This is a genomic window from Streptomyces solicamelliae, assembly GCF_045348655.1.
Lineage (GTDB): Bacteria > Actinomycetota > Actinomycetes > Streptomycetales > Streptomycetaceae > Streptomyces > Streptomyces solicamelliae.
In genome coordinates, this window is sequence record NZ_CP160404.1 from 1,911,606 (window position 1) to 1,934,706 (window position 23,101).

The window sequence follows — 23,101 nt, forward strand, 5'->3', positions numbered from 1 at the left end:
CAGGCCCTGGCGGCCCTACCGGGCGGTGAACACCGCGACCGTCCGCGCCGGGACCGTGAAGGTCCCCGAACCGGCCTCGTAGGACGCCGACTTCACCGTGGCGTCCGTGCCGGACGCCTGGACCGGGTGCAGGGCGTAGCCCTTGCCGGCCAGGGCCGCGACGCGCTGGGTCTGCCGGTCCGGCGTGGCGTTGAAGACCACGACCAGGTCGCCCAGGCGCATGGTGATCACGCCGGGGGTCTCCTCGGTGCCGGAGAGCGGGAAGGACAGGGCGTCCTGCACCCGCGCCGCGGTCGGCAGCGAGAACACCGGCTCGGTGGTGCGGATCCGCTGGAGGTCCCGGTACGCGGCGGCGGTCCCGTCGATCTGCGCGCAGCCGACGGTCAGGTTCGGGTTCACCAGGAGCGGCTTGCCGTAGCCCCACTTCGCCTTGTTGTCGGCGGCCGGGGGCAGCCCGCGGCCGAAGCCGTTGCCGTCCCGGCAGTCCCAGTGGATCGCGTTGAACCAGTCGCCGCTGTCGTACGAGTTCCGGTCCAGGGACTTGGAGCGGAGCAGGTCCGAGCCCGCCTGGGAGAGCGCGGGGCCCTGCGAGAGGGTCGCCGTCGCCATGGCGAGGACCTGCATCCGGGCCCGGTCGGCCGGTGACGTGCCCGCGGGGAGCTTGAAGGCGAGCGCGTCGTACAGGGTCTCGTTGTCGTGCGCGTCGGCGTACGCGAGGGCGTCGCCGGGCGCGGCGGCGTAACCGGCCGGGGAGCCGTTGTAGTCGACCTCGGAGCCCTTGACCGTGCGCCCGGCGGTGTCGGTGAAGGAGTACGAGGCCAGGTTGCCGGAGAGCCCGACCTTGATCAGGTCCTGGTAGTGCAGCAGCCGGGCCTTCTGCTCGGCCGGGGTGCCGTTGGCCTTGGACGTGTTGGGGTCGGTGTACAGGCCGGAGGCGAAGCCCTGGACGCCCGGGTCCTCGTCGAAGGGGCCGCCGCCGCGGACCGCGTCACGGGCCCGGTCGGAGAACGTGGCGACGCCCGTCCCGGCCATGTTCTTCTGGGTTGCCTGGACGAAGCGGGCGTCGTCGGCGATCTCGCCGAAGTTCCAGCCCTCGCCGTACAGGACGATCGCCTTGCCGTCGACGCCGTCCTTCGCGACGGTCAGCGCGTCCAGGGCCTTGCGGACGGCGAGGATGTTCTCCTTCGGGTGGTGGCCCATGAGGTCGAAGCGGAAGCCGTCGACCTTGTACTCCTTGGCCCAGGTGACCACCGAGTCCACGACCAGCTTGCCCATCATCGCGTTCTCCGGCGCGGTGTTGGCGCAGCAGGTGGAGGTGGCGACGGAGCCGTCGGCCTGGAGCCGCTGGTAGTAGCCGGGCACGATCTTGTCGAGCACGGACTTGTCCGACTGACCGGCCGCGACGGTGTGGTTGTAGACCACGTCCATCACCGTGCGCAGGCCGTCGCCGTTGAGCGCCTGCACCATGCGGCGGAACTCGACGGTGCGCCTCGTGCCCTCGGGGTCGGTGGCGTACGAGCCCTCCGGCACGGTGTAGTGCAGCGGGTCGTAGCCCCAGTTGTACGCGTCCTTCGCCGCGGCGGCGGCCACGCAGGCCTGCTGCTCCTCGGAGTCGGGGGCGTACACCTTCAGGTCGCAGCCGGGCGTGGTCTGGTCCGACTTCTTCTCGGGGATGGTGCCGATGTCGAAGGCGGGCAGCAGGTGCACGTACGAGGTGCCGGAGGCGGCGAGCGCCTTCAGGTGCCGCGAGCCCTTGCTGCCGGGGTCGGTGAACGCGAGGTAGGTGCCGCGGTGTCCGGCCTCGGCGGTCGGGTCCGCGACGGAGAAGTCGCGGATGTGCAGCTCCTGGATCTGCGCGTCGCGCAGCGGCACGGCGGCCGGCTTCCTCAGGGTCCGCCAGCCGGCCGGGGCCAGCTTCGGGTCGGCGAGGTCGACGACCAGGCTGCGGGCGGAGTCGGTGGTGAGGGCGGTGGAGTACGGGTCGGTGACCTTGTTGGTCAGCAGCTTCTGCACGCTGGGCGCCCAGACCTTGACCGCGTACCGGTACGGCTTCCCGGTCCAGGACGCGGGGCCGGACACGGACCACACGCCGGACGCGTCGTCCCGGCGCATCGGCACGGTGCGGCCGTCGATCTCCAGGGCCACGGACTGCGCCGTCGGGGCCCACAGCGACAGGATCGGGCGGCCGGCGCGGAAGACCGGCCCGAGGGAGGCCCCGGTGGCCTTCGCCGCGTACAGGTCGTCGAGGACGCCGGCGGTCTGCACGCCGGTCGCGGCGAGCAGGGCGCCGTTGGCGGCGCGCTGGGTGGCGATCAGCTGGCCGCGCAGGGAGGCGCGGACCCGGTCGGCGTCGCGCGGGTCGACGGTGAAGGCCGGGTAGTCCTTGAGGTGCGGGAACCGGGCCTTCTGCGCGTCGGTGAGCGAGCCGGCGTTCAGCCGGAGCCAGCGGCCCTCGTCGCTGAGCGCCCCGTCGGCGACGGTGATGTCCCCGGCGGCGGAGTACACCAGCTGCTGGCTGGTGGCGTCGGTCGCCTTGACCTTCCAGACGACGGTGTTCCGGTCGATCCACTGCGCCTCGGCCTTGCCGAGGTCGAGGTTCGGCGTGCCGCCGGTCTGCGGCAGCAGGTACGCGGGCTTGCCGGCGAGCAGCCATACCTCGTTGCCGTAGGTGGCGAGGTCGAGGGACTGGTCGGTGGGCAGGTCCTTCTGGTCGCCCTTGTGCAGGATGTACGAGAGGGACGTCGCGCCCTGGGCCAGCGGCACCTCGTAGGTCGCGCCGTAGGAGTCCACGCGGACCGGCATCAGCGGCTTGGACCAGTCGGTGGGCTGGGCGGCGCCGGTCCACAGGTGCAGGCCCCAGCCGTCGTGGTCGCCGTCGGGGCGGTTGTAGTGGATGACGGCCTTGGTGGTGTCCTGCGGCGGGTACGCGCCGTCGGGCGCGGTGTCGGCCTGGGCGTCGGAGCCCTGCGTGATCCAGACCTGGCCGGTGCGGCCGAGGCTGATGCTCCGCTGCGGGCCGTCCGCGGCGCCGTCCTTCTCGACGGTGTACGCGACGCTCGACGCGCCCTCGGCGACCGGCACCCAGGCGAACGCGCCGTAGGCGTCCCGGCCGGTGAACGCGGCCTCGTGGCCGTCGGCCTTGAGCTTCCAGCCGTCGTAGTCGCCGCCGGAGCGCTTGTAGTGCACGACGGCGTACGGGCGCTGCACGGCCACCGGCTTCTCGGCGGGCGGCGGGGCCGGCGCGGTCGTCGCGGCGAGCGCGCTCGCCGTACGGCCGGCGGAGTCGACGACAACGGCCTTGTAGCGCACGGGGGTTCCGGCCGGGGCGGTGATGTGGTGGCTCACCTTGTACGGCGCGTGGTCGGCGCTGCCGAGCACCTTCCAGGGCCCGGTGCCCTGCTGGGCGGCGAACAGGACCCGGTTCAGCCCGCCGCCGGAGACGTCCGCGGAGACCTGCCCGTCGGGGCTGGCGGTGAGGCGGACGGAGGGCGCGGCGGTGGGGGCGGGGAGGGGCCGGTCGGCGCGGAGCACGAGGGAGGAGAGGGCGGGGACGGTGACGCTGACGCGCCCGTCCTCGGCGCGCGCGGCGCCGCTTCCGCCGTACAGGACACGGAAGTCGGCGGAGTCGACCGGGATCGAGACGGTCCTGGCCGTGGTCGCGCTGTTGGTGGCGACGACGTACTCGGTCCGGGCCTTCAGGTCGGTACGGGAGTACGCGTACACGGACCCCTCGGCGTACCGCTCCTGCTGGACGCCGTCGCGGAGGGCGGGGTGCGCCTTGGTGAGGCGGGACAGCCGGGCGATCGACGTGTAGATCGGGTGCTTGGTGTCGTACGCGTCGACGGCGTGGGTGCGGTCGGTCCCGATGAGGTCGTCGTCGAGGTAGTCGGGGGTCTCGGACGCGAACAGGGTCTGCCGGGCGTCCTTGTCGCCGCCGGGGCCGGTGAAGCCCTGCTCGTCGCCGTAGTAGACGACCGGGTTGCCGCGGGAGAGGAACATCAGCTCGTTGGCGAGCCGGGCGCGGTCGAGGAGTTCGGCGTCGGAGGCGTCCGGGTTGTCCTGCTTCAGGAACGCGCCGATGCGGCCCATGTCGTGGTTGCCGAGGAAGGTGACCTGCTCGTAGGCGTTCGCCTTGTCGGTGGTGTACCGGTGGTCCTCGGCGAACACCTTGGCGAGCTTCTCGGCACCGGCGCCCTGCGAGGCGAAGGCGCGGGCGGCGTCCTGGAAGGGGAAGTCGAGGGTGGCGTCGAGCCGGCCGCGGGTCACGTAGGGGGCGGTGACGGCGGGGTCGGCGGAGTAGACCTCGCCGAACATGAAGAAGTCCTCGCGGCCCTGCGTCTTCGCGTAGGCGTCGAGGGCGGTGGCCCACTGGGTCCAGAAGTCGAGGTCGACGTGCTTGACGGTGTCGATGCGGAAGCCGTCGATGTCGAAGTCGCGGACCCACGTCTGGTAGATCCGCTTCATGCCCTCGACGACCTCGGGACGCTCGGTCCACAGGTCGTCGAGCCCGACGAAGTCGCCGTACTCGGCGGACTCGCCGGCCCAGGTGGAGTCGCCGCGGTTGTGGTAGAGCGCGGGGTCGTTGAGCCAGGAGGGGACCTTGCCGCCGGTGGTGGTGGGCGTGTACGGGAACGAGTCGCGGTCGACGGCCTTCATGCCGGCCCGGTCGTCGAAGGGCCGGCCGGTGGTGTCGAGGTACGGGTAGGCGCCCTTGGGCCGGTAGCCGTACTTCTTCTCGGCGTAGTCGACGGTGTCGGCGGTGTGGTTGGTGATGACGTCGAAGAAGACCTTCATGCCCTTGGCGTGGGCGGCGGCGATCAGCTTCTTCAGGTCGTCGTTGGTGCCGAAGTGGGGGTCGACCTGGGTGAAGTCGGTGATCCAGTAACCGTGGTAGCCGGCGGAGGCGTCCTTGCCGGTCCCCTGGACGGGGCGGTTCTTGAAGATGGGCGCCATCCAGATGGCGGTGGTGCCGAGCCCCTTGATGTAGTCGAGGCGCTGGGTCAGCCCCTTGAGGTCGCCGCCCTGGTAGAAGCCCTTGTCGGCGGGGTCGAACCCGGTGCCGAGGCGGCTGCCGGTGAGCCCGCCGCGGTCGTTGGCGGCGCTTCCGTTGGCGAACCGGTCGGGCAGCACGAAGTAGAACTGCTCGCGGGTGAGGTCGTGCCGCGCGGGCGTCGCGGAGACGAGCGCCTTGTCGGAGGGGGGCGGGGGCGGGGCCTTGGCCGCCGAGGCGGGCAGGGCGGGCACGAGGGCCGCGCACAGGGCGACGGCCACCGCGGCCGCCCTTCTCTTGCGTGTCACGAGGATGCTCCCAGGAGTACGGGAAGAGAGGGCCGCCCCGGCGGGGCGGCCCTGGGACGCGGGGAGGCGTCGGCTAGCTGCGGAAGGTGTCGTTCAGGACGACCTGGCCGGAGGCCGGGACCGTGGCCGTGCGGTTCGCGCCGGACTCCCAGGTCACGTTGCCGGCGGCGTCCTTGCGGATGTACTTGTACTCGAACGTCGTTCCGGCGGGCAGGGCGACGTCCAGCTTCCAGACCGGGTAGGCGGCGGGGTCGAGCTTGGGTGCGGCCGACGGGGACCAGGAGCCGAGCTCGGCGCGGTTGCCGGTGACGTGGATGTTCTGGCCCGTCACGGTCGTGGCCGTGACGTTGAAGGACGCGCCGGAGCTCGCGGGCGGCTGGCCGGTGCCGCCGCAGCCGGTGGCGTTCACGTGCAGGGCCACCGCCGTGTTCGACGGCAGGGTCGCCGTGAACTGACCCGACGCGTTCACCGCCACGGGACGGTTCGACTGGATGTCGCAGTACGTGCCGGACGGCAGGGACGTCTGGAAGGTGCGGGTCAGCGAAGCCGGTTCGTGGTTGATCGCCACGTACGCCTTCGCGCCCCGGCCGAACGCGATCGCGTCCCCGCCGTTGTCCCACCAGTCGGTCACGCCCTGGCCCCGCGCCGTGTTGCGGAAGCCGACCATGGACGCGATCTCGGGCCAGGCGTGCTGGCACTTCCAGCCGTCCGTGTAACAGGCGTTCACCTGACCGCCGTTCGGCGCGCCGGCGTCCTTGTCCGTCCACTCGTAGCCCGAGTGGACGTCCGGTGCGCCGTACGGCCAGGCCAGCATGAAGACCGAGGCGAGCGTGTAGTTCGCGCCGGACTTGTAGGTGAGGGTGTCCCCGACCCGTTCGGTGTCGTGGTTGTCGACGAAGACCCCGGACTGCCCGGACGGCATGTAGCCCCAGCCCTCGCCGAAGTTCTTCAGGTACGCGAGGTTCTCGGACTCGAAGACCCGCTTGAGGTCCCGCGCGTAGCGGAACTCCTGCACGTCGCCGTTGCCCAGGTACTCGCTCGGCGAGACGGCTTCACCCGCCCCGTGGATCGCCTCCTGCTTCCAATAGACGGAAGGTTTCGTCAGCCGGGACTTGATGTTCGCGAGGTCCGCCGCCGGCATGTGCTTGGCGGCGTCGATGCGGAAGCCGTCGACGCCCAGCGACAGCAGGTCGTTCAGGTACCCGGCGATGCGGCCGCGGACCCAGTCCTCGCCGGTGTCCAGGTCGGGCAGGCCGACCAGTTCGCAGTTCTGGACCTCGGCGCGGTTCGTGTACCCGCCGATCGTCGACCGGCAGTCGTCCATGTCGGCGCCCGAGTACAGCCCGGGGTAGTCGTACTTCGAGAACGAGGTCCCGCCCGTTCCCGTCCCCGACGCGTTCGCCATGTGGTTGATCACGGAGTCGGCGACGACCTTCACGCCGGCCGCGTGACAGGTGTCGATCATGCTCTTGAACGCCGCCCGGTCGCCCAGCGGGCCGGCGATCTTGTAGCTCACCGGCTGGTACGCGGTCCACCAGGCGGCACCCTGAATGCGCTCCTGGGGTGGGGAGACCTGCACGTACCCGTATCCGGCGGGGCCCAGTCTGTCGGTGCAAGCCTTGGCCACCGACGCGAACTTCCACTCGAACATCACCGCGGTGACGTCCTTCTCGCCGGGCGGGCTGGCCTGCGCGAGGGTGGGGGGCTCCGTGACGGCCACAGCGGCTCCCGCCACGAGGGCGAGTGCAGCGGCCACGGTCCTTCTGGCCATCTTGATTCCTCCTGACGACATCAGCGTCGCAAGAAGTTGCCGAAAACATCAGCAACTGTTTTCAGCCGTGAACCTAGAACCGCCTTGACGGCGGGTCAACCCTCCGGACCCCTCGATGTAACTCCTTGCGCAAGGAGTTACGCGGCCGCGGTCGACCCCCGCACCACCAACTCGGGCTGGAAGACGAACTCCGTGCGCTGCACCGGGTTGCCCTCGATCTCCTCGATCAGGGTCCCCACCGCCGCCGTCGCCATCGCCTGCACCGGCTGCCGCACCGTCGTCAGCGGCGGGTCGGTGAAGGCGATCAGCGGCGAGTCGTCGAAGCCGACCACCGACACGTCCGCCGGCACGTCGAGGCCCCGCGCCCGTACCGCGCGGATCGCGCCGAGGGCCATCAGGTCGGAGCCGCAGACGATGCCCGTGCAGCCCTGGTCGAGCAGCAGATCGGCGGCCGCGTGACCGCCCTCCACGCCGAACAGCGTGGGCCGGACGTACGTCTCCGCCGTCTCCCGCTCCATGCCGAGCAGCGCGTGCAGCGCCGCCGTGAAGCCCTCCGCCTTGCGCCGGGACGGCATGTACCGGGTGGGTCCGATGGCCAGGCCGATCCGCTCGTGGCCCAGGTCCACCAGATGCCGTACGGCCATCCGCGCCGCCGAACGGTCGTCCGGTGAGACGAAGTTGGCGTCGATGCGCTCGTTGAAGCCGTTGATGAGGACGAACGGCACGCCCCGGGCGGCCAGTTCGGCGTACCGCCCGGGATCCGCGGAGGCGTCCGCGTGCAGTCCCGACAGGAAGACGATGCCGGAGACCCCGCGCTCCACGAGCTGCTCGACCAGTTCGTCCTCGGTCGCGCCGCCGGGCATCTGGGTGCACAGCACCGGGGTGTAGCCGTGCCCGGCGAGGACCTGTTCGACGACCTGCGCGAACGCCGGGAAGATCGGGTTGGTCAGCTCGGGCACCACGAGCCCGACGAGGCCCGCGCTGCGCCGTCGCAGCCGTACGGGCCGTTCGTAGCCGAGCACGTCGAGCGCGGCCAGCACCTTGTGCCGGGTCGCGTCGGCCACGCCCGCCTTGCCGTTGAGCACACGGCTGACCGTGGCCTCGCTGACGCCGGACTGGGCCGCGAGGTCCGCGAGCCGCGGGGCGCCCCCTCCGGCGCCCCGCGGCAGGGGGATCGTCACACCGCCCACCAGACGGTGGTGTCGGCCGGCACCTCGGCGGTGCCGTCGACGATCCGGATCTCCTCGTTGGAGAGAAGGAACCGGCCGGGCAGCGGGACGGTGATCGCCCGACCGGTGGTGTTGGCGGTGCAGACGAACCCGTCGCGACGGAAGGCCAGCACGCCCTCCGGGGCGTCCAGCCACTCCACGGATTCGCCCGCACCGAGCCCGGGCTGCGCCCGCCGCACGGCGAGCGCGCTGCGGTACAGCTCCAGGGTGGAGCCGGGGTCGCCGGTCTGCGCCTCGACGCTCAGGCCGCCCCAGGCATCCGGCTGCGGCAGCCAGGAGCCGCCGCCCCCGAAGCCGTACGAGGAGCCCTCGGTGGTCCACGGGATCGGCACGCGGCAGCCGTCGCGGAAGCCGTCCTGGCCGGTGGCCCGGAAGAACGACGGGTCCTGGCGTACCTCGTCCGGCAGGTCGGTGACGTCCGGCAGGCCGAGCTCCTCGCCCTGGTACACGTACGCGGAGCCGGGCAGCGCCAGCATCAGCAGCGTCGCGGCGCGGGCGCGGCGCAGGCCGAGCGCGCGGTCGCCGGGGGTGCGCAGCTGGGTGCCGAGGCCCGCCGGGTTGGCGAACCGGGTGGCGTGCCGGGTGACGTCGTGGTTGGACAGCACCCACGTGGTGGGCGCGCCGACCGGGCGCATCGCCTCGAGCGAGGCGTCGATGACGGTCCGCAGCTCTTCGGAATCCCAATAAGAGCCGAGATACTGGAAGTTGAAGGCCTGGTGCATCTCGTCGGGGCGCACGTAGTTCGCGGTGCGCTCGACGGTGGGGGTCCACGCCTCGGCGACGAGGACGCGCTCGCCGTCGTACTCGGCGAGGACCTGCCGCCAGGAGCGGTAGATCTCGTGGACGCCGTCCTGGTCGAAGAACGGCATGACGTCGTTGCCGAGCAGCTTGAGCTGGTCGTGGCTGCCGATGTCGGGCAGTCCGTCGGCCTTGACCAGGCCGTGGGCGACGTCGACGCGGAAGCCGTCGACGCCCATGTCGAGCCAGAAGCGCAGGATGGAGCGGAACTCGTCGCGGACGGCGGGGTGCTCCCAGTTGAAGTCCGGCTGCTCGGGGGCGAAGAGGTGCAGGTACCACTCTCCCCCAGCCTCCGGCTGGGAGGTGCTCCCATCGCCTGCCGGCGCGGCCACCCGGGTCCAGGCCGGGCCGCCGAAGATGGACTCCCAGTCGTTGGGCGGCAGTTCGCCGTTCTCGCCCCTGCCGGGGCGGAAGTGGTAGCGCTCGCGCAGCGGGGAGCCGGGGCCCTCGCGCAGCGCGCGCTGGAACCACTCGTGGCGGTCGGAGGAGTGGTTGGGCACCAGGTCGACGATGATCCGCAGGCCCAGCTCGTGCGCCTCGCGGATCAGCGCGTCGGCGTCGAGCAGGCTGCCGAACATCGGGTCGATGGCCCGGTAGTCGGCGACGTCGTAACCGGCGTCGGCCTGCGGGGAGGCGTAGAAGGGGCTGAGCCAGACGGCGTCGACGCCGAGGTCCCTGAGGTACGGCAGCCGGCTGCGGATGCCCTCCAGGTCACCCATGCCGTCGCCGTTTCCGTCGGCGAAGCTGCGCGGATAGACCTGGTAGATCACCGCGTCTCTCCACCAGCCGGTCTGCGTGCCGGTGGTCGGGGCGGCGGCCGGGGCGGTGAGGTGCTGGGTCATGTCTTCCCTGGTTCGTAAGGGGTGGCGCTGCGCCGGCCCGGTGTCAGGGCCGGGCCGGCGTGCGCGGACCGGAGTGCGTACGGAAGGGGGCGGGGTCGGCAGGGCGGCCTACGACTTGGTGGCGCCGGCCGTCAGCCCGGAGACGAGGTGCCGCTGGACGAGGCCGAAGACGACCGCGGCCGGGGCGGCGATGAGCACTGCCGCGGCGGTGAGCGAGCCCCAGTCGGCGGTGTACTGGTTGACGAAGGTCTGCAGGCCGCCGGCGAGCGTGAGGTTCTCCTCGCCGGTCATGAACGCGGACGCGTAGGCGACCTCGGCCCAGCCGGTGATGAAGGTGTAGAACGCGGTGACCGCGAGGCCCGGCTTGGCGAGCGGCATGATCAGCCGCCAGAAGGTGCCGAACGGGCTGAGTCCGTCGACACGACCGGCTTCGTCGATCTCCGCCGGGATGCCGTCGAAGTAGCCCTTCATCATCCAGGCGCAGAAGGGCACGGCGACGGTGAGGTAGGTGACGACCAGACCGACCGGCTGGTTGAGCAGGCCGAGGCTCGCGAGCAGGTTGTACAGCGGCACGATGAGCACCGCGACCGGGAACATCTGGGTGATGAGCAGCATCCACATCAGCGGACGCAGGCCCGGGAAGCGGAAGCGGCTGACCGCGTATCCGGTGGTGGCGGAGATGAAGACGCCGATGACGGTGGTCAGCCCGACGACGATCAGCGAGTTGCCCAGCCAGGTCAGGAACTGGGTGTCGCCGATGACGTGGCTGTAGTTGCCGAGGGTGAAGTCCTTCACCAGGGAGGTGTCGAAGGCTTCGGTCTTCGGCTTGAAGGAGGTGATCACCAGCCACAGCGGCGGGAAGATCGCGACGATCGTGGCGACGATCAGGGTGAGGTGCAGGCCGACGGAGGCCAGCGGCGAGCGCTCGCCGCGGGGGCGCACCTTGCGCGGAGGGGTCATGGTCTTGTCGCTCACCACTGGTCTCCCTGCTTCTTGAGCGCGCGGCGGTAGACGACCGCGAACAGCGACAGGAGGAGCAGGATCACCACGCCCCAGGCGGCGGAGGCCGCGAAGTCGCGCGGGCTGTTGATGAAGGAGAGCCGGTACGCGTACGTCACCAGGATCTCCGTGGAGTCGCCCGGTCCGCCCCGCGTCAGCAGGAAGATCACCGGGAACATGTTGAAGGTCCAGATGGCGCTGAGCAGGATCACCGTGGAGGCGACCGGGCGCAGTCCGGGCATCGTGATGTGCCGGAAGCGCTGCCAGGCACTCGCGCCGTCCATCTCGGCGGCCTCGTACAGCTCGCCGGGGATGGACTGCAGGCCGCCGAGGACGGCGACGAGCATGAAGGGCACGCCGAGCCAGACGTTCACCGCGATGACGGAGACCTTGGCCCAGGTGGGGTCGTTCAGCCAGGCGATGGCGTCGATGCCGCCGCCCTGGAGGAGCTTGTTGAGCAGGCCGTTGCGCTCGTTGAAGAGCAGCCGCCAGGTGAAGACGGAGACGAAGGCGGGGACGGCCCAGGGGAGGATCAGGGCCATGCGGTAGAGGCCGCGGCCCTTGATCTTCCGGTTGAGCATGTTGGCCAGGACGAGTCCCAGGCCGAAGGAGAGGGCGACGCAGACCACGGTCCACACCAGCGTCCAGCCGAGCCGGTCCCAGAAGACCTGGTCGGTGAGGACGGCCTTGTAGTTGTCGAGACCGACGAACTCGTAGGTGGCCGGGATGTGGTTGACGCCGATCGTGCGCTCGACGTTCGCCTCGGTGGCGTTCGTCAGCGACAGGTAGACGCCGCGCACCAGCGGATAGCCGATGATCACGCCGATCACGGCCACCACCGGGGCGACCATGCTCCACGCGTACCAGTGGGTGGTCAGCGCACGGCGCAGCCTGCCCGGGTGCTTGTCAGTGCGGCGGCCGCGGCCGCGGGCGCGATGCGCGCCCGCGGCCTTCGCCACCGACTGGCTGGTGTCGACAGCCATGGGTCGGTCAGCCCTTCTCACTCTTTACTTGTAGTCCTTGAGGAGCTTGCGGTACGCCTCGCCGGTGTCGGCCGCCGCCTTCTCCGGGGTGGCCTTGCCGCCCAGGACGTTGGCCATCTGCAGCTTCAGCGGCTCGAAGAGCGAGTTGCCCTGCGGGATCCACGGGCGCTCGACGGCCTTGTCGACGGCCGGCTTGAAGAACTGCACCATCTCGTTGCCCGAGACGGTCGGCTGGGCGTAGACCGAGATGCGGGTCGGCAGCAGGCTGAGCTTCTCGGTGGTCTGCTGCTGGACCTTGGCCGAGCTCATGTACTTGGCGAACTCGTAGGAGGCGTCCATGTTCTTGGAGCCGGCGTAGACCGAGAGGTTCCAGCCGCCCTGCGGGGAGCCCTGCTTGATGCTGCCGCCGGGGACCGGGGCGATGCCGAGGTTCTTCGGGTCCTTGAACTCGGCGCCGGCGCGGGAGTCCTGGATGGCCCACGGGCCGTTCAGCATCATCGCGACCTTGCCGGACTTGAACGCGTTCTGCATGTTGTTCCAGCCGTCGGAGGCGTCGGTGATCGCCGCCTTCGAGTCGACCAGGTCCTTGATGGTCTTGAACGCGCCGACACCGGCCGGCTCGTTGATGACGACCTTCTTGGCCTTGGCGTCGACCATGTCGCCGCCCTCGCCGTACAGGAAGGAGAGGAACCAGTACGGGTCGTCGCCGCGCAGGTACAGACCGGTCTTGCCGGGGAACTTCGCGCTGATCTTCGTCGAGGCGGCCTTCAGCTCCTCGATGGTCTTCGGGGGCTCGGCGACGCCGGCGTCCTTGAGCATCTTCTTGTTGTAGAAGAGCGCCATGGTGTCGATGACCTGCGGGACCGCGTAGGTCTTGCCGTCGAACTTGGTGGAGGCCGCGGCCTGCGGCAGCCAGTCGTTCGAGTTCTCGATGGCGGGGGTCTTGTCGAGCGGGGCCAGGTAGCCGAGGCTCGCGAAGTCCGCGACCCAGGCGACCTCGGTGCGCATGACGTCCGGGGCGCCGGAGTTGCCGCCGGCCGCGTTCTTGAACTTGGCGTTGGCCTCGCCGAACGGGACGTTGACGTACTTGACCTTCACCTTGGGGTGAAGCTTGGTGAAGCCCTCGGCGAGCGCCTGGTAGGTGCCCTTCTCCGCCTCGTTCGAGGTGTCCCAGAAGGTGACGGTGCCGGAGAGCTCGCCCGAGCTCTTCTTGCCGTCGCCCTGGCCGCCGTCGTTACCGCACGCCGCCACGGTCAGGCCGAGGGCCGCGACCAGCGCGGTGGCCGCTATGCCACGCCGCATGTGAACTCCTTCAACAGATCCCGGGGGGAAGAGGGGACAAGACCTGCCTCATGCGACCGCTCCCTCGCGGCGCGCCGGGTTGCCAGGAACGTAACAGGGATGAAAACGAGCCGAAAGACCTTGCGAGAACTTTCTGCAAGGGCGGCGGATCGTTACATCCGCGTGTCCTTAGAGTTGCCGACGGGTCGCTTGACACCAGGTCCTGACTGCGCCGATGCGCCCTTGCAAGGGCGCCCGGGGCTCTGAAAGGCTTTTCACAACAGCTTGCAGGACCGTTTCACGACCGCCCTGACCTCGTTGGACGTCTCGGCGCTCGTCATCCGACCACGCGAGAGGGACACCGCACATGACCCAGGAGCTCACCTCCCCGTCGCCGGCACCCCCTGCAAGCCCTTGCGAGGGCGGTTCCAGACGCTCCGCCCAGTGGTGGCGGGACGCCGTGATCTACCAGGTGTACGTCCGCTCCTTCGCGGACGGCGACGGGGACGGCGTGGGCGATCTGCGCGGGGCCCGGGAGCGGCTGCCGCACCTGGCCCGGCTCGGCGTCGACGCGGTGTGGCTGACGCCGTTCTACGCGTCCCCGCAGGCCGACGGCGGCTACGACGTGGCCGACCACCGCTCCGTCGACCCGCTCTTCGGTGATCTGCAGGACGCCGCCGACCTGGTCGGGGCCGCCCACGCGCTCGGTCTGAAGGTGATCGTCGACGTCGTCCCGAACCACACCTCCGAGGCCCACCCCTGGTTCGAGGCGGCCCGCAGGGGGCCGGGACCGGAGCGCGACCGGTACGTCTTCCGGCCAGGGCGCGGCCCGGACGGCGCCGAGCCGCCGAACGACTGGGAGTCCGTCTTCGGCGGCCCGGCCTGGACCCGGGTCGCCGACGGCGCCTGGTACCTGCACCTGTTCGCGCCCGAGCAGCCCGACCTGAACTGGCACGACGCCGAGGTCCGCGCCGACTTCGACGCGGTGCTCCGGTTCTGGCTGGATCTGGGCGTGGACGGCTTCCGGATCGACGTGGCCCACGGCATGGTCAAGGCCGAGGGCCTGCCCGACATCGGGCACGGCCGGCAGGCCCGCCTGATCGGCACCCAGCGGCTGCCGTTCTTCGACCAGGACGGCGTCCACGAGATCCACCGCGGCTGGCGGCGGCTCCTGGAGTCGTACGGCCCCGACCGCATCGGGGTCGCCGAGGCGTGGGCGCCGACGCCGGAGCGGCTCGCCCTCTACGTACGGCCCGACGAGCTGCACCAGGCGTTCAACTTCCAGTTCCTGAACTGCCCGTGGGACGCGGCGGCGCTGCGCCGCGTGATCGACGACTCACTGCGCGCGACCTCCGCGGTCGGCGCGCCGACGACCTGGGTGCTCTCCAACCACGACGTGGTCCGCCACCGCACCCGGTACGGCGGGCGGGCCCGGGCCCGGGCGGCGGCGCTGCTGATGCTGGCGCTGCCCGGCTCGGCGTACGTGTACCAGGGCGAGGAGCTGGGGCTGCCCGAGGTGACCGACCTGCCGGACGAGCTCCGCCAGGACCCGGCCTTCTGGCGTGGCGACGGGCAGGACGGGCTGCGCGACGGCTGCCGGGTGCCGCTGCCGTGGACGTCCGCCGGCCCCTCGTACGGCTTCGGGCCCGGCGACGCCTGGCTGCCGCAGCCGGCCGCGTGGGCGGGCCTGAGCGTCGAGGCGCAGACCGGCGACCCGGCGTCCGTCCTGGAGCTGTACCGCCGGGCCCTGGAGCTGCGCCGCTCGCACCCGGCGCTCGGCGCGGGCGAGGACGTGGAGTGGCTGCCGGCCGCGGAGGGGGTCCTGGCGTTCCGGCGGCCCTCCGCGGCGGGGGACGTGTGCGTCGCCCTCAACACCGGCGAGACGGCCGGAGAGGTCGCGCTGCCGCTGCCGCGGCGCGTGCTGCTCGCCAGCGGCGAGGACGTCGTGCGGCGATCCGCGGCCGACGCGCGGGTCGTCCGGGTTGCCGCCGACTCCTGCGTGTGGTGGGCAATCTGACGTGCGACCGGTACAGTCCAACCCCATGACCGCGCGGCTTGCCGACATCGCAGCCCAGGCGGGGGTCAGTGAAGCCACAGTCAGCCGCGTGCTCAACGGCAAGCCCGGTGTGGCCGCGGCCACCCGCGAGTCCGTGCTTGCCGCGCTCGACGTCCTCGGTTACGAGCGGCCGGTCCGGCTGCGCCGGCGCAGCGCCGGCCTCGTCGGCCTGATAACCCCCGAACTGGACAACCCGATCTTCCCCGCGCTCGCGCAGGTCATCGGGCAGGCCCTGACCCGGCAGGGCTACACCCCCGTCCTCGCCACCCAGACCCCCGGCGGGTCCACCGAGGACGAGCTCACCGACATGCTGGTGGAGCGGGGCGTCTCCGGGATCATCTTCGTCTCCGGACTGCACGCCGACACCACCGCCGACATGGGCCGCTACGACCAGCTGCGCGGCAAGGGCGTCCCGTACGTGCTGATCAACGGCTTCTCCCCCAAGGTGCAGGCCCCGTTCGTCTCGCCCGACGACCGGGCCGCGATGCAGCTGGCGGTCACCCACCTCGCGGCCCTCGGCCACACCCGGATCGGCCTCGCGGTCGGCCCGAAGCGGTTCGTGCCGGTGCTGCGCAAGATCGAGGGCTTCCAGCGGGGCATGAAGGAGCGCCTGGGGCTCTCCCCGGAGGAGTCCGAGGAGCTGATCCAGCACTCGCTGTACACCCTGGAGGGCGGCCAGGCCGCGGCCGGCGCGCTGATCGGGCGGGGCTGCACGGCGATCGTCTGCGCCAGCGACATGATGGCGCTCGGCGCGATCCGCGCGGCCCGCGAGCGGGGCCTGCGGGTGCCGAAGGACGTCTCGGTGGTGGGCTTCGACGATTCGCCGCTCATAGCGTTCACGGACCCGCCGCTGACCACCATCCGGCAGCCGGTGCAGGCGATGGGCCAGGCGGCGGTACGGGCCCTGCTCGAGGAGGTCGGGGGCACCCCGGCCCCGCACAGCGAGTTCGTCTTCATGCCGGAGCTGGTGGTTCGTGGATCAACTGCCTCGGCCCCCTCCCCGGAACGGGGAAACCCCTGATAGAACCGTGGTTCCGTCTCCATCCTGAGACGGACCGCGTGCGCCGGGAACCCGTCGGAGGGATGATCGGTCGTAGGGCGTGAATCTGGCAGACTCTCCTCCTATGGGTGAAACGACCGTGAAGCGTTCGGCAGGCCGTGAGCCGGCCCCCCCGTCACCCCCGTCACCCATCACGACCGGTGCCGGAGTGCGGGCCCGGCTGCGCACCCCGCGACGTCCCCGGATCTGGTTCGAGATCCTTCTGATCCTGGTCAGTTACTGGACGTACTCGCTGATCCGCAACGCCGTGCCGGAGCAGAAGGCACAGGCGCTGGAGAACGCCGACTGGATCTGGCAGGCGGAGAAGTCGCTCGGCCTGGCCTTCGAGGAGGCGGTCAACCACGCCGCGAACTCGGTGGGCTGGCTGATCGTGGCGATGAACTACTACTACGCGACGCTGCACTTCGTCGTCACCATCGGTGTGCTGGTGTGGCTCTACCGTCGGCAGCCGGGCCGTTACGCCGCGTCCCGCACGGTCCTGTTCGCCACCACCGGTGTGGCGCTGGTCGGTTACTACCTGTATCCGCTCGCGCCGCCCCGGTTGATGAACGGGCAGAACTTCGTCGACACCGTGCTGGTGCACCAGACCTGGGGCTCGATGGCCTCGGGCAACCTCAAGCACATGTCGAACCAGTACGCGGCGATGCCGTCGATGCACATCGGCTGGTCGCTGTGGTGCGGACTGATCATCTTCCTGCTGGCCTCCGCCCCGTGGGCGAAGATCCTGGGCCTGCTCTACCCGGCGGCGACGCTGGTGGTCATCGTGGCCACCGCCAACCACTTCTGGCTGGACGCGGTCGGCGGGGTGATCTGCCTGGCCTTCGGCTTCCTGGTCTCGTACCTCTGGTACGGCGCGCTCCCGCACCGCCTGCCGAAGCAGGTCGAGAGCCGCCGCGTCCAGGGCTCCGACGCGATCACCACGTCGGAGGCGAGACCCGGCAAGGACGCGGAGCAGCCGGAGCGCATCGGCTCCGGCCGGTAGGCACCCGCTACGCCCCGTAGAACAGCTCCTCCACGACCGCGCGGGCGCGCCGGGTGATGCGGCGGTAGTCGTCGACCGTCTCGCCACTGCACTCGATCTCCGACTCCGTCGGGTGGGACCGGGCTCGCAGCCGAGGCAGCGCCCCACCACGACCGGCTCCACGGCCGTCGGACGGCGGCGCACCGTCTGCTCCGCGCGTCACGCCCCGTAGAACAGCTCCTCCACGACCGCGCGGGCGCGCCGGGTGATGCGGCGGTAGTCGTCGACCATCTCTCCGACGTGGCCGGGCTCGTACCCGAGGTAGCGGCCCACGGCGGCCAGTTCGCGGCCGTCGGAGGGGAAGGTGTCGCCGGGGCGGCCGCGGACCAGCATCACCGCGTTGCGCACCCGGGTGGCCAGCACCCACGCCTCGTCCAGGATCTGCGCCTCGTCGGCCGGGATCAGGTCGGCGGCGTGCGCGGCGGCGAGGGCCTCGCGGGTGCGGGTGGTACGCAGTCCGGGCAGCCGCCAGCCGTGCTGGAGCTGGAACAGCTGGACCGTCCACTCCACGTCGGACAGCCCGCCGCGGCCCAGCTTCGCGTGCAGGGTCGGGTCGGCGCCGCGCGGCAGCCGCTCGCTCTCCATCCGGGCCTTGAGCCGGCGGATCTCGCGGACGGCCTCCTCGCCGAGGCCCTCCATCGGGTACCGCAGCGGGTCGATCAGGTCCACGAAGCGCGCGCCGAGATCCGGGTCGCCGGCCATCGGCTCGGCGCGCAGCAGCGCCTGCGCCTCCCAGACCAGCGACCAGCGCCGGTAGTACGCGGCGTACGAGGCGAGGGTGCGGACCAGCGGGCCGCTCTTGCCCTCCGGGCGCAGGTCGGCGTCGATGAGCAGCGGCGGGTCGGCGGTCGGCAGCTGCAGCAGCCGGCGCATCTCCTCGACGACCCGGGTCGCGGCCCGCGCGGCCTCCTGGTCGTCGACGCCCTCGCGCGGCTCGTGCACGAACAGCACGTCCGCGTCGGAGCCGTAGCCGAGCTCGTGGCCGCCGAAGCGGCCCATGCCGATGACCGCGAAGCGGGTGGGCAGCTCCTCCCCCCACCCGACGGCCACGGCGGCCCGCAGCGCGCCCGCGATGGTGGCCGCGTTCAGGTCGGTGACCGCGTTGCCGACCCGGTCGACGAGCGCGCCGGGGTCGGCCTCGCGGGGGCTCTCCTCGGTGCCGTACGAGCCGATGAGGTCGGCCGCGGCGGTACGGAACAACTCGCGGCGACGCACCCCGCGGGCGGCCGCGACGGCCTGCTCGGCGTCGTCGGCGCGGCCGACCGCGGCCAGCACCTCCTGCTCCAGGTGCTCCCGCCCACGCGGCTTCAGGCCCTCGGGCGCGCCGAGGATCGCGACCGCCTCCGGGGCGCGGAGCAGCAGGTCGGGGGCGAGCCGGCCGGCGGAGAGCACCCGGGCCAGGTTCTCCGCCGCGGCGCCCTCGTCGCGCAGCAGCCGCAGGTACCAGGGCGTCTTGCCGAGCGCGTCGGACACCTTGCGGAAGCCCAGCAGGCCCGCGTCCGGGTCCGCGGAGTCGGCGAACCAGCCGAGCAGTACCGGCAGCAGGGTCCGCTGGATCGCGGCCTTGCGGGAGACGCCCGCGGACAGCGCCTCCAGGTGGCGCAGCGCGGCGGTGGGGTCCGCGTACCCGAGGGCCTCGAGGCGCTGGCCGGCGGCCTTGGGGCTGAGCCGGATCTCGCCGGGCGCGAGTTGGGCGACCGCGTCGAGCAGCGGCCGGTAGAACAGCTTCTCGTGCAGCCGCCGGACGAGGGAGGCGTGCCGCTTCCACTCCTTGTTCAGCTCCGCGACCGGGTCGGTGCGCAGCCCGAGGGAGCGGCCGAGCCGCCGCAGATCGGCGTCGTCCTCGGGGACGAGGTGGGTGCGGCGCAGCCGGTACAGCTGGATGCGGTGCTCCATGGCCCGCAGGAAACGGTACGCGTCGTCGAGCTGGGCGGCGTCGGCGCGGCCCACGTAGCCGCCGGCGGCGAGCGCGCCGAGCGCGTCGAGGGTGGTGCCGCTGCGGAGCGTGGCGTCGCTGCGGCCGTGCACCAGCTGCAGCAGCTGGACGGCGAACTCGACGTCCCTGAGGCCGCCGGGGCCGAGCTTGAGCTGCCGGTCGAGGTGGGCGGCGGGGATGTTGTCGACGACCCGGCGGCGCATCTTCTGCACGTCGGCGACGAAGTTCTCGCGCTCGGCGGCCTGCCAGACCATCGGCGAGACGGCGTCGATGTACGCGGCGCCCAGCTCCGGGTCGCCGGCCACCGGGCGGGCCTTGAGGAGTGCCTGGAACTCCCAGGTCTTGGCCCAGCGCTGGTAGTAGGCGAGGTGGGAGCTGAGGGTGCGCACGAGGGGGCCGTTGCGGCCCTCGGGGCGCAGGTTGGCGTCCACCGGCCAGATCGTGCCCTCGACGGTGGTGTCGGAGCAGATGCGCATCAGATGGGAGGCGAGCCGGGTAGCGGCCTGCAGGGCCTTGTGCTCGTCGGCGCCGTCGGCCGGCTCGGCCACGAAGATCACGTCGACGTCGGAGACGTAGTTGAGCTCGTGGCCGCCGCACTTGCCCATCGCGATGACCGAGAGCCGGCACTGCGCGGCGTCGGCGGGCGCGGCCGTCCGGGCGAGGGCGAGCGCGGCGCGCAGGGTGGCGGTGGCGAGGTCGGCGAGCTCGGCGGCCGTCTGGGCGACGTCGGCGGTGCCGCAGACGTCGCGGGCCGCGATGGCGAGCAGACAGCGGCGGTAGGCGACGCGCAGCGAGTCGGGGCCGTCGGCGTCGGCGAGGCCCTGCTCGAACTCGGCGACCCCGGGGTTCAGGTCGGCGGCCTCGTACGTGACCAGGGCCTGCCAGTCGTGGGGGTGCCGGGACAGGTGGTCGGCGAGCGCCTCGGAGGAGCCGAGCACGCCGAGCAGCCGGTCGCGGAACGGCTTGGCGGACAGCAGAGTGGTGGTGAGGGTCTGGCGCTCGGCCTCGGCCTGCGCCTCCACCAGCCGGACGAGCCCGTGCAGCGCGAGATCGGGATCGGCGGTGCCGCCGAGCGCGTCGAGGAGTACGGAGTCGTCGCGCAGCGCGGCCAGCTCGGGCAGGTCGAGCAGCCGCTCGGCGCGGGACGGGTCGGTGAAACCGTGCCGCAGCAGCCGGGTGAACGTGCTGCTCCTGCGCCCCGGTCCCGTCATCCCGCCGCTCCCTCCACCCACGCTGCCTGCTGCGGAAACGAGCCTATCCGCACCGATGAGTCCCCGCCGCGAACGCGGTCTCCCCTTCAGGGAGAGCGTCAGGGAGAACGGAAGGATCCACCATGGAACCCCGGAGCACGGAACTCGACCCCCGCTACAGCGCCCCGCGGGCCGGGGCCCTGCCCTGGGCGGGCGCGCGGGAGCGGCTGGCGGCGGCGGAGGTGTTCTGGCTGTCGACGGTACGGCCGGACGGGCGGCCGCACGTGACGCCGCTGATCGCCGTCTGGTCCGGGGAGGCGCTGCACTTCTGCACCGGCCCGGACGAGCGCAAGGCCCGCAACCTGGAGCGGAACCGCGAGGTGGTGCTGACCACCGGCTCGGGCCGGCTGGACGAGGGCCTGGACCTGGTCCTGGAGGGCGAGGCGGTCCGCGTCACGGACGAGCCGCGGCTGCGGGAACTGGCGGCGGCGTGGCGGGAGAAGTACGGGCAGGACTGGCGATTCGAGGTGCGTGACGGCGCGTTCGTGGGGGACGGTGGTCCCGCCCTGGTGTTCGCGGTCGCCCCGCGCACGGTGTTCGGCTTCGCCAAGGGCGACCCGTTCGGCCAGACCCGCTGGCGCTTCTGAGGAGACCCGATGAACTGGACGCTGGAAGTCGTGCCCGTCCCCGTCACCGACCTGGACCGGGCGAAGGAGTTCTACGCCGACAAGGTCGGTTTCAAGGTGGACCTGGACGACGAGGTCGCCCCCGGCATGCGCATCATCCAGCTGACCCCGCCCGGCTCGCGCTGCTCGATCGCGATGCTCTCCGGCATGCCGCAGGCCCCGGGCGCCGGCTCCATGGAACCGGGCTCCCTGCACGGCCTCCAGCTGTGCGTCACCGACATCGAGGCCGCCCGCGCGGAACTCGTCGACCGCGGCGTGGCGGCGAGCCGGATCCAGCACGTCGGCGCGACGGGCTGGGAGGACGGCAAGGGCGAGACCTGGAACTCCTTCCTCACCTTCGCCGACCCCGACGGCAACACCTGGGTCGTCCAGGAGGCCCCGTCCGAACTCTCCGAACGCTGACCGCGCCACTCACCGGACCGACCGCGACGCAGACGCACACAGACGCACGACGGCCCCGGACGGGACTCCCGCCCGGGGCCGTCCCGCGCTCACAGCACCGGCAGGTTCTTCCGCAGTTCGAAGGCGGTGACCTCGGAGCGGTACTCCTCCCACTCCTGCTTCTTGTTGCGCACACCTGCCACGGCGGGGCTTCATCCTTCCAGCTCGGGGCCGGATTCGGCGTCGGCACCACGACGGCCTACCTCTATGCCACCGAGGCGGTCGAGCTCCTGGCCGCTCTCGCCCCCAGCCTGACCGACACGGTGCGGACCGCGTCGGCGACGGCGTACCTCCCCCTGGACGGCACGCTTCTGCCGATCGACCGCATTGCCGCGGACCGGCCGTTCTACTCCGGCAAACACAAGAAGCACGGGATGAACGTGCAGATCACCGCCGCCCCCTTCGGCCGACTGCTGTGGGCATCACCGGCCCTGCCCGGCGCCGTCCACGACATCCGTGCGGCCCGCGAACACGGCATCGTCGACGCCCTCACCGGGGCACACACCCCGTGCTGGGCCGACAAGGGATACCGAGGTGCCGCCCGGCACGTGCCGCATCCTGTGCTGGGGACGGTGGGAAACCCTCTCCGCAGGCCAGCAGGCGGTGAACCGGTCCCACGCGAAGATCCGGGCCCTCGTCGAGCAAGCCGTCGCCACCCTCAAGTCCTGGCGGCTCCTCCGCCAACTGCGGTGCTCGACCACCCGGATCACCAGCCTCGTCCAAGCCGTCCTCACCTTCATCTGACCAGCTCAGAGTGAGGATGGAAAAGGCGCGTGGTCTCTATGCCTCGTTGGATTCCAGCCCGCCAGATCGCTCCCGTCGTGGTGATTCGGGCGGTCAGGCGGTCGTACATGTCGAAGACGTGCTCCAGACCTGCGGGGGGTCGTCGACGCTTCCGAAGGATCAGTCTGTAGCGGTCCTGCCAGTCCTGCAGTTCGGTGATCGCGCCCGCCGAGGTATACCAGCACGCGGCGCGCACCTGGCGTTCAAGAGAGGCGGACAACCGGAAGGACAGCTGTTCGGGGTAGCCGCCTTCCCTTGAACCCGGCCAGCGACCTGCGGTGCGTGCGGCCGGCGGGCAGGCCGGCCACAGGCCCTCCCAGCCCCGCTCTCTAAGCTCCACGCGGACACCGAATCCCGCCAAGGCGTCGAGGGTGTCGAGGAGTTCGCCCTCGTGCCTTATGACGGCTACTGCCTGGCGCCACGCAGCCCGCACCTCGGCGATGCGGCGACGGCTGAGGCGCTCGGTGCTCCACTGCGGGGCGGCCGCCATGACAGTCCGCCGCTTCCGTTCCTTGTTCAACAAATCGCGCAGATTACCCCGTGTCCCGTAAGGCAGTCGAACGGTTACCGGAACGGTTCCTTCTTCCTTCATGACTCCCATCATGCATGACGTAGTTTGCAAACTTTATGGCGTCAGAAATGCCCACTTCTGACCGAGTTGTCGAGTTGCAGGCGTAACTCGCCGTCGGCACGCTGGATTTCAATCGGGAAATCCCACAGGTGCTCC

At 71.5% G+C, this 23,101-nt stretch carries 15 protein-coding genes and 2 pseudogenes; 6 read left to right on the forward strand and 11 right to left on the reverse strand.

The window, feature by feature from the left end; translation table 11 throughout:
- Positions 1–15: 15 nt before the first annotated feature.
- The 7 genes from pulA to ABZO31_RS08865 form a co-directional block, all read right to left on the reverse strand.
- Positions 16–5,298, reverse strand: coding sequence for a pullulanase-type alpha-1,6-glucosidase (gene pulA / locus ABZO31_RS08835; protein ID WP_406860552.1), 5,283 nt, complete (start codon positions 5,296–5,298; stop codon positions 16–18).
- Positions 5,299–5,371: 73 nt separating this feature from the next.
- Positions 5,372–7,069 (reverse strand): carbohydrate-binding module family 20 domain-containing protein, encoded by a 1,698-nt coding sequence (locus ABZO31_RS08840; protein ID WP_406860553.1) that lies wholly within the window; start codon positions 7,067–7,069, stop codon positions 5,372–5,374.
- Positions 7,070–7,206: 137 nt separating this feature from the next.
- Entirely contained in the window at positions 7,207–8,259 is a 1,053-nt protein-coding gene (locus ABZO31_RS08845; protein WP_406860554.1) for a LacI family DNA-binding transcriptional regulator, read from the reverse strand.
- Entirely contained in the window at positions 8,247–9,938 is a 1,692-nt protein-coding gene (locus tag ABZO31_RS08850) for an alpha-amylase family glycosyl hydrolase (protein WP_406860555.1), read from the reverse strand. Before ABZO31_RS08850 ends, ABZO31_RS08845 begins: the two co-directional genes overlap by 13 nt.
- A 108-nt stretch (positions 9,939–10,046) precedes the next feature.
- The gene (locus tag ABZO31_RS08855; RefSeq protein WP_406865298.1) at positions 10,047–10,898 is read right to left on the reverse strand and encodes a sugar ABC transporter permease; all 852 of its coding nucleotides are present in this window, start codon (positions 10,896–10,898) and stop codon (positions 10,047–10,049) included.
- Between the two features lie 11 nt (positions 10,899–10,909).
- Positions 10,910–11,920 (reverse strand): carbohydrate ABC transporter permease, encoded by a 1,011-nt coding sequence (locus ABZO31_RS08860; RefSeq protein ID WP_406860556.1) that lies wholly within the window; start codon positions 11,918–11,920, stop codon positions 10,910–10,912.
- Between the two features lie 24 nt (positions 11,921–11,944).
- The gene (locus ABZO31_RS08865; RefSeq protein WP_406860557.1) at positions 11,945–13,222 is read right to left on the reverse strand and encodes an extracellular solute-binding protein; all 1,278 of its coding nucleotides are present in this window, start codon (positions 13,220–13,222) and stop codon (positions 11,945–11,947) included.
- Between the two features lie 346 nt (positions 13,223–13,568).
- Here ABZO31_RS08865 and ABZO31_RS08870 point away from each other — a divergent pair, with 346 nt between their 5' ends.
- The 3 genes from ABZO31_RS08870 to ABZO31_RS08880 all read left to right on the forward strand — a co-directional run bounded on the left by ABZO31_RS08870 (position 13,569) and on the right by ABZO31_RS08880 (position 17,299).
- Positions 13,569–15,218, forward strand: coding sequence for a glycoside hydrolase family 13 protein (locus tag ABZO31_RS08870; protein ID WP_406860558.1), 1,650 nt, complete (start codon positions 13,569–13,571; stop codon positions 15,216–15,218).
- A 25-nt stretch (positions 15,219–15,243) separates the two neighbouring features.
- A complete protein-coding gene (locus tag ABZO31_RS08875) occupies positions 15,244–16,278 on the forward strand; it encodes a LacI family DNA-binding transcriptional regulator (RefSeq protein WP_406860559.1) in 1,035 nt (344 codons plus the stop codon).
- A 103-nt stretch (positions 16,279–16,381) separates the two neighbouring features.
- Complete coding sequence (locus ABZO31_RS08880) at positions 16,382–17,299, forward strand: phosphatase PAP2 family protein (protein ID WP_406860560.1); 918 nt, start codon at positions 16,382–16,384, stop codon at positions 17,297–17,299.
- Between the two features lie 7 nt (positions 17,300–17,306).
- Here the strand turns inward: ABZO31_RS08880 and ABZO31_RS08885 are convergent, their stop codons facing one another.
- Both ABZO31_RS08885 and ABZO31_RS08890 read right to left on the reverse strand, forming a co-directional pair.
- The gene (locus ABZO31_RS08885) at positions 17,307–17,501 is read right to left on the reverse strand and encodes a hypothetical protein (protein WP_406860561.1); all 195 of its coding nucleotides are present in this window, start codon (positions 17,499–17,501) and stop codon (positions 17,307–17,309) included.
- Positions 17,498–20,485, reverse strand: coding sequence for a bifunctional [glutamine synthetase] adenylyltransferase/[glutamine synthetase]-adenylyl-L-tyrosine phosphorylase (locus ABZO31_RS08890; protein WP_406860562.1), 2,988 nt, complete (start codon positions 20,483–20,485; stop codon positions 17,498–17,500). Before ABZO31_RS08890 ends, ABZO31_RS08885 begins: the two co-directional genes overlap by 4 nt.
- A 122-nt stretch (positions 20,486–20,607) precedes the next feature.
- On the opposite strand from ABZO31_RS08890, the gene ABZO31_RS08895 reads away from it, so the two are divergent.
- The gene (locus ABZO31_RS08895) at positions 20,608–21,111 is read left to right on the forward strand and encodes a pyridoxamine 5'-phosphate oxidase family protein (protein ID WP_406860563.1); all 504 of its coding nucleotides are present in this window, start codon (positions 20,608–20,610) and stop codon (positions 21,109–21,111) included.
- Between the two features lie 9 nt (positions 21,112–21,120).
- Positions 21,121–21,552 carry a VOC family protein gene (locus tag ABZO31_RS08900; RefSeq protein WP_406860564.1) on the forward strand — a complete coding sequence of 144 codons (432 nt, stop codon included), beginning with the start codon at positions 21,121–21,123 and terminating at the stop codon, positions 21,550–21,552.
- Positions 21,553–21,641: 89 nt separating this feature from the next.
- Here ABZO31_RS08900 and ABZO31_RS08905 read toward each other — a convergent pair.
- Positions 21,642–21,725: pseudogene (locus ABZO31_RS08905) on the reverse strand (glutamine synthetase); the annotation flags it as partial.
- Between ABZO31_RS08905 and ABZO31_RS08910 the strand changes: the two are divergent.
- Positions 21,708–22,349: pseudogene (locus ABZO31_RS08910) on the forward strand (transposase family protein); the annotation flags it as partial. The pseudogenes ABZO31_RS08905 and ABZO31_RS08910 overlap by 18 nt on opposite strands.
- Here ABZO31_RS08910 and ABZO31_RS08915 read toward each other — a convergent pair.
- Positions 22,328–22,966 (reverse strand): hypothetical protein, encoded by a 639-nt coding sequence (locus ABZO31_RS08915; RefSeq protein ID WP_406860565.1) that lies wholly within the window; start codon positions 22,964–22,966, stop codon positions 22,328–22,330. The pseudogene ABZO31_RS08910 and the gene ABZO31_RS08915 sit on opposite strands and share 22 nt — an antisense overlap.
- Between the last annotated feature and the right edge of the window lie 135 nt (positions 22,967–23,101).

Bases quoted from the DNA above. Each gene is read 5' to 3' on its own strand.
- ABZO31_RS08860 (WP_406860556.1), bottom strand. From the start codon at position 11,920: ATGGCTGTCGACACCAGCCAGTCGGTGGCGAAGGCCGCGGGCGCGCAT.
- ABZO31_RS08890 (WP_406860562.1), bottom strand. From the start codon at position 20,485: ATGACGGGACCGGGGCGCAGGAGCAGCACGTTCACCCGGCTGCTGCGG.
- ABZO31_RS08895 (WP_406860563.1), top strand. From the start codon at position 20,608: ATGGAACCCCGGAGCACGGAACTCGACCCCCGCTACAGCGCCCCGCGG.
- ABZO31_RS08870 (WP_406860558.1), top strand. From the start codon at position 13,569: ATGACCCAGGAGCTCACCTCCCCGTCGCCGGCACCCCCTGCAAGCCCT.
- ABZO31_RS08865 (WP_406860557.1), bottom strand. From the start codon at position 13,222: ATGCGGCGTGGCATAGCGGCCACCGCGCTGGTCGCGGCCCTCGGCCTG.
- ABZO31_RS08840 (WP_406860553.1), bottom strand. From the start codon at position 7,069: ATGGCCAGAAGGACCGTGGCCGCTGCACTCGCCCTCGTGGCGGGAGCC.
- ABZO31_RS08915 (WP_406860565.1), bottom strand. From the start codon at position 22,966: ATGAAGGAAGAAGGAACCGTTCCGGTAACCGTTCGACTGCCTTACGGG.
- ABZO31_RS08880 (WP_406860560.1), top strand. From the start codon at position 16,382: ATGGGTGAAACGACCGTGAAGCGTTCGGCAGGCCGTGAGCCGGCCCCC.
- ABZO31_RS08875 (WP_406860559.1), top strand. From the start codon at position 15,244: ATGACCGCGCGGCTTGCCGACATCGCAGCCCAGGCGGGGGTCAGTGAA.
- ABZO31_RS08900 (WP_406860564.1), top strand. From the start codon at position 21,121: ATGAACTGGACGCTGGAAGTCGTGCCCGTCCCCGTCACCGACCTGGAC.
- ABZO31_RS08855 (WP_406865298.1), bottom strand. From the start codon at position 10,898: ATGACCCCTCCGCGCAAGGTGCGCCCCCGCGGCGAGCGCTCGCCGCTG.
- ABZO31_RS08850 (WP_406860555.1), bottom strand. From the start codon at position 9,938: ATGACCCAGCACCTCACCGCCCCGGCCGCCGCCCCGACCACCGGCACG.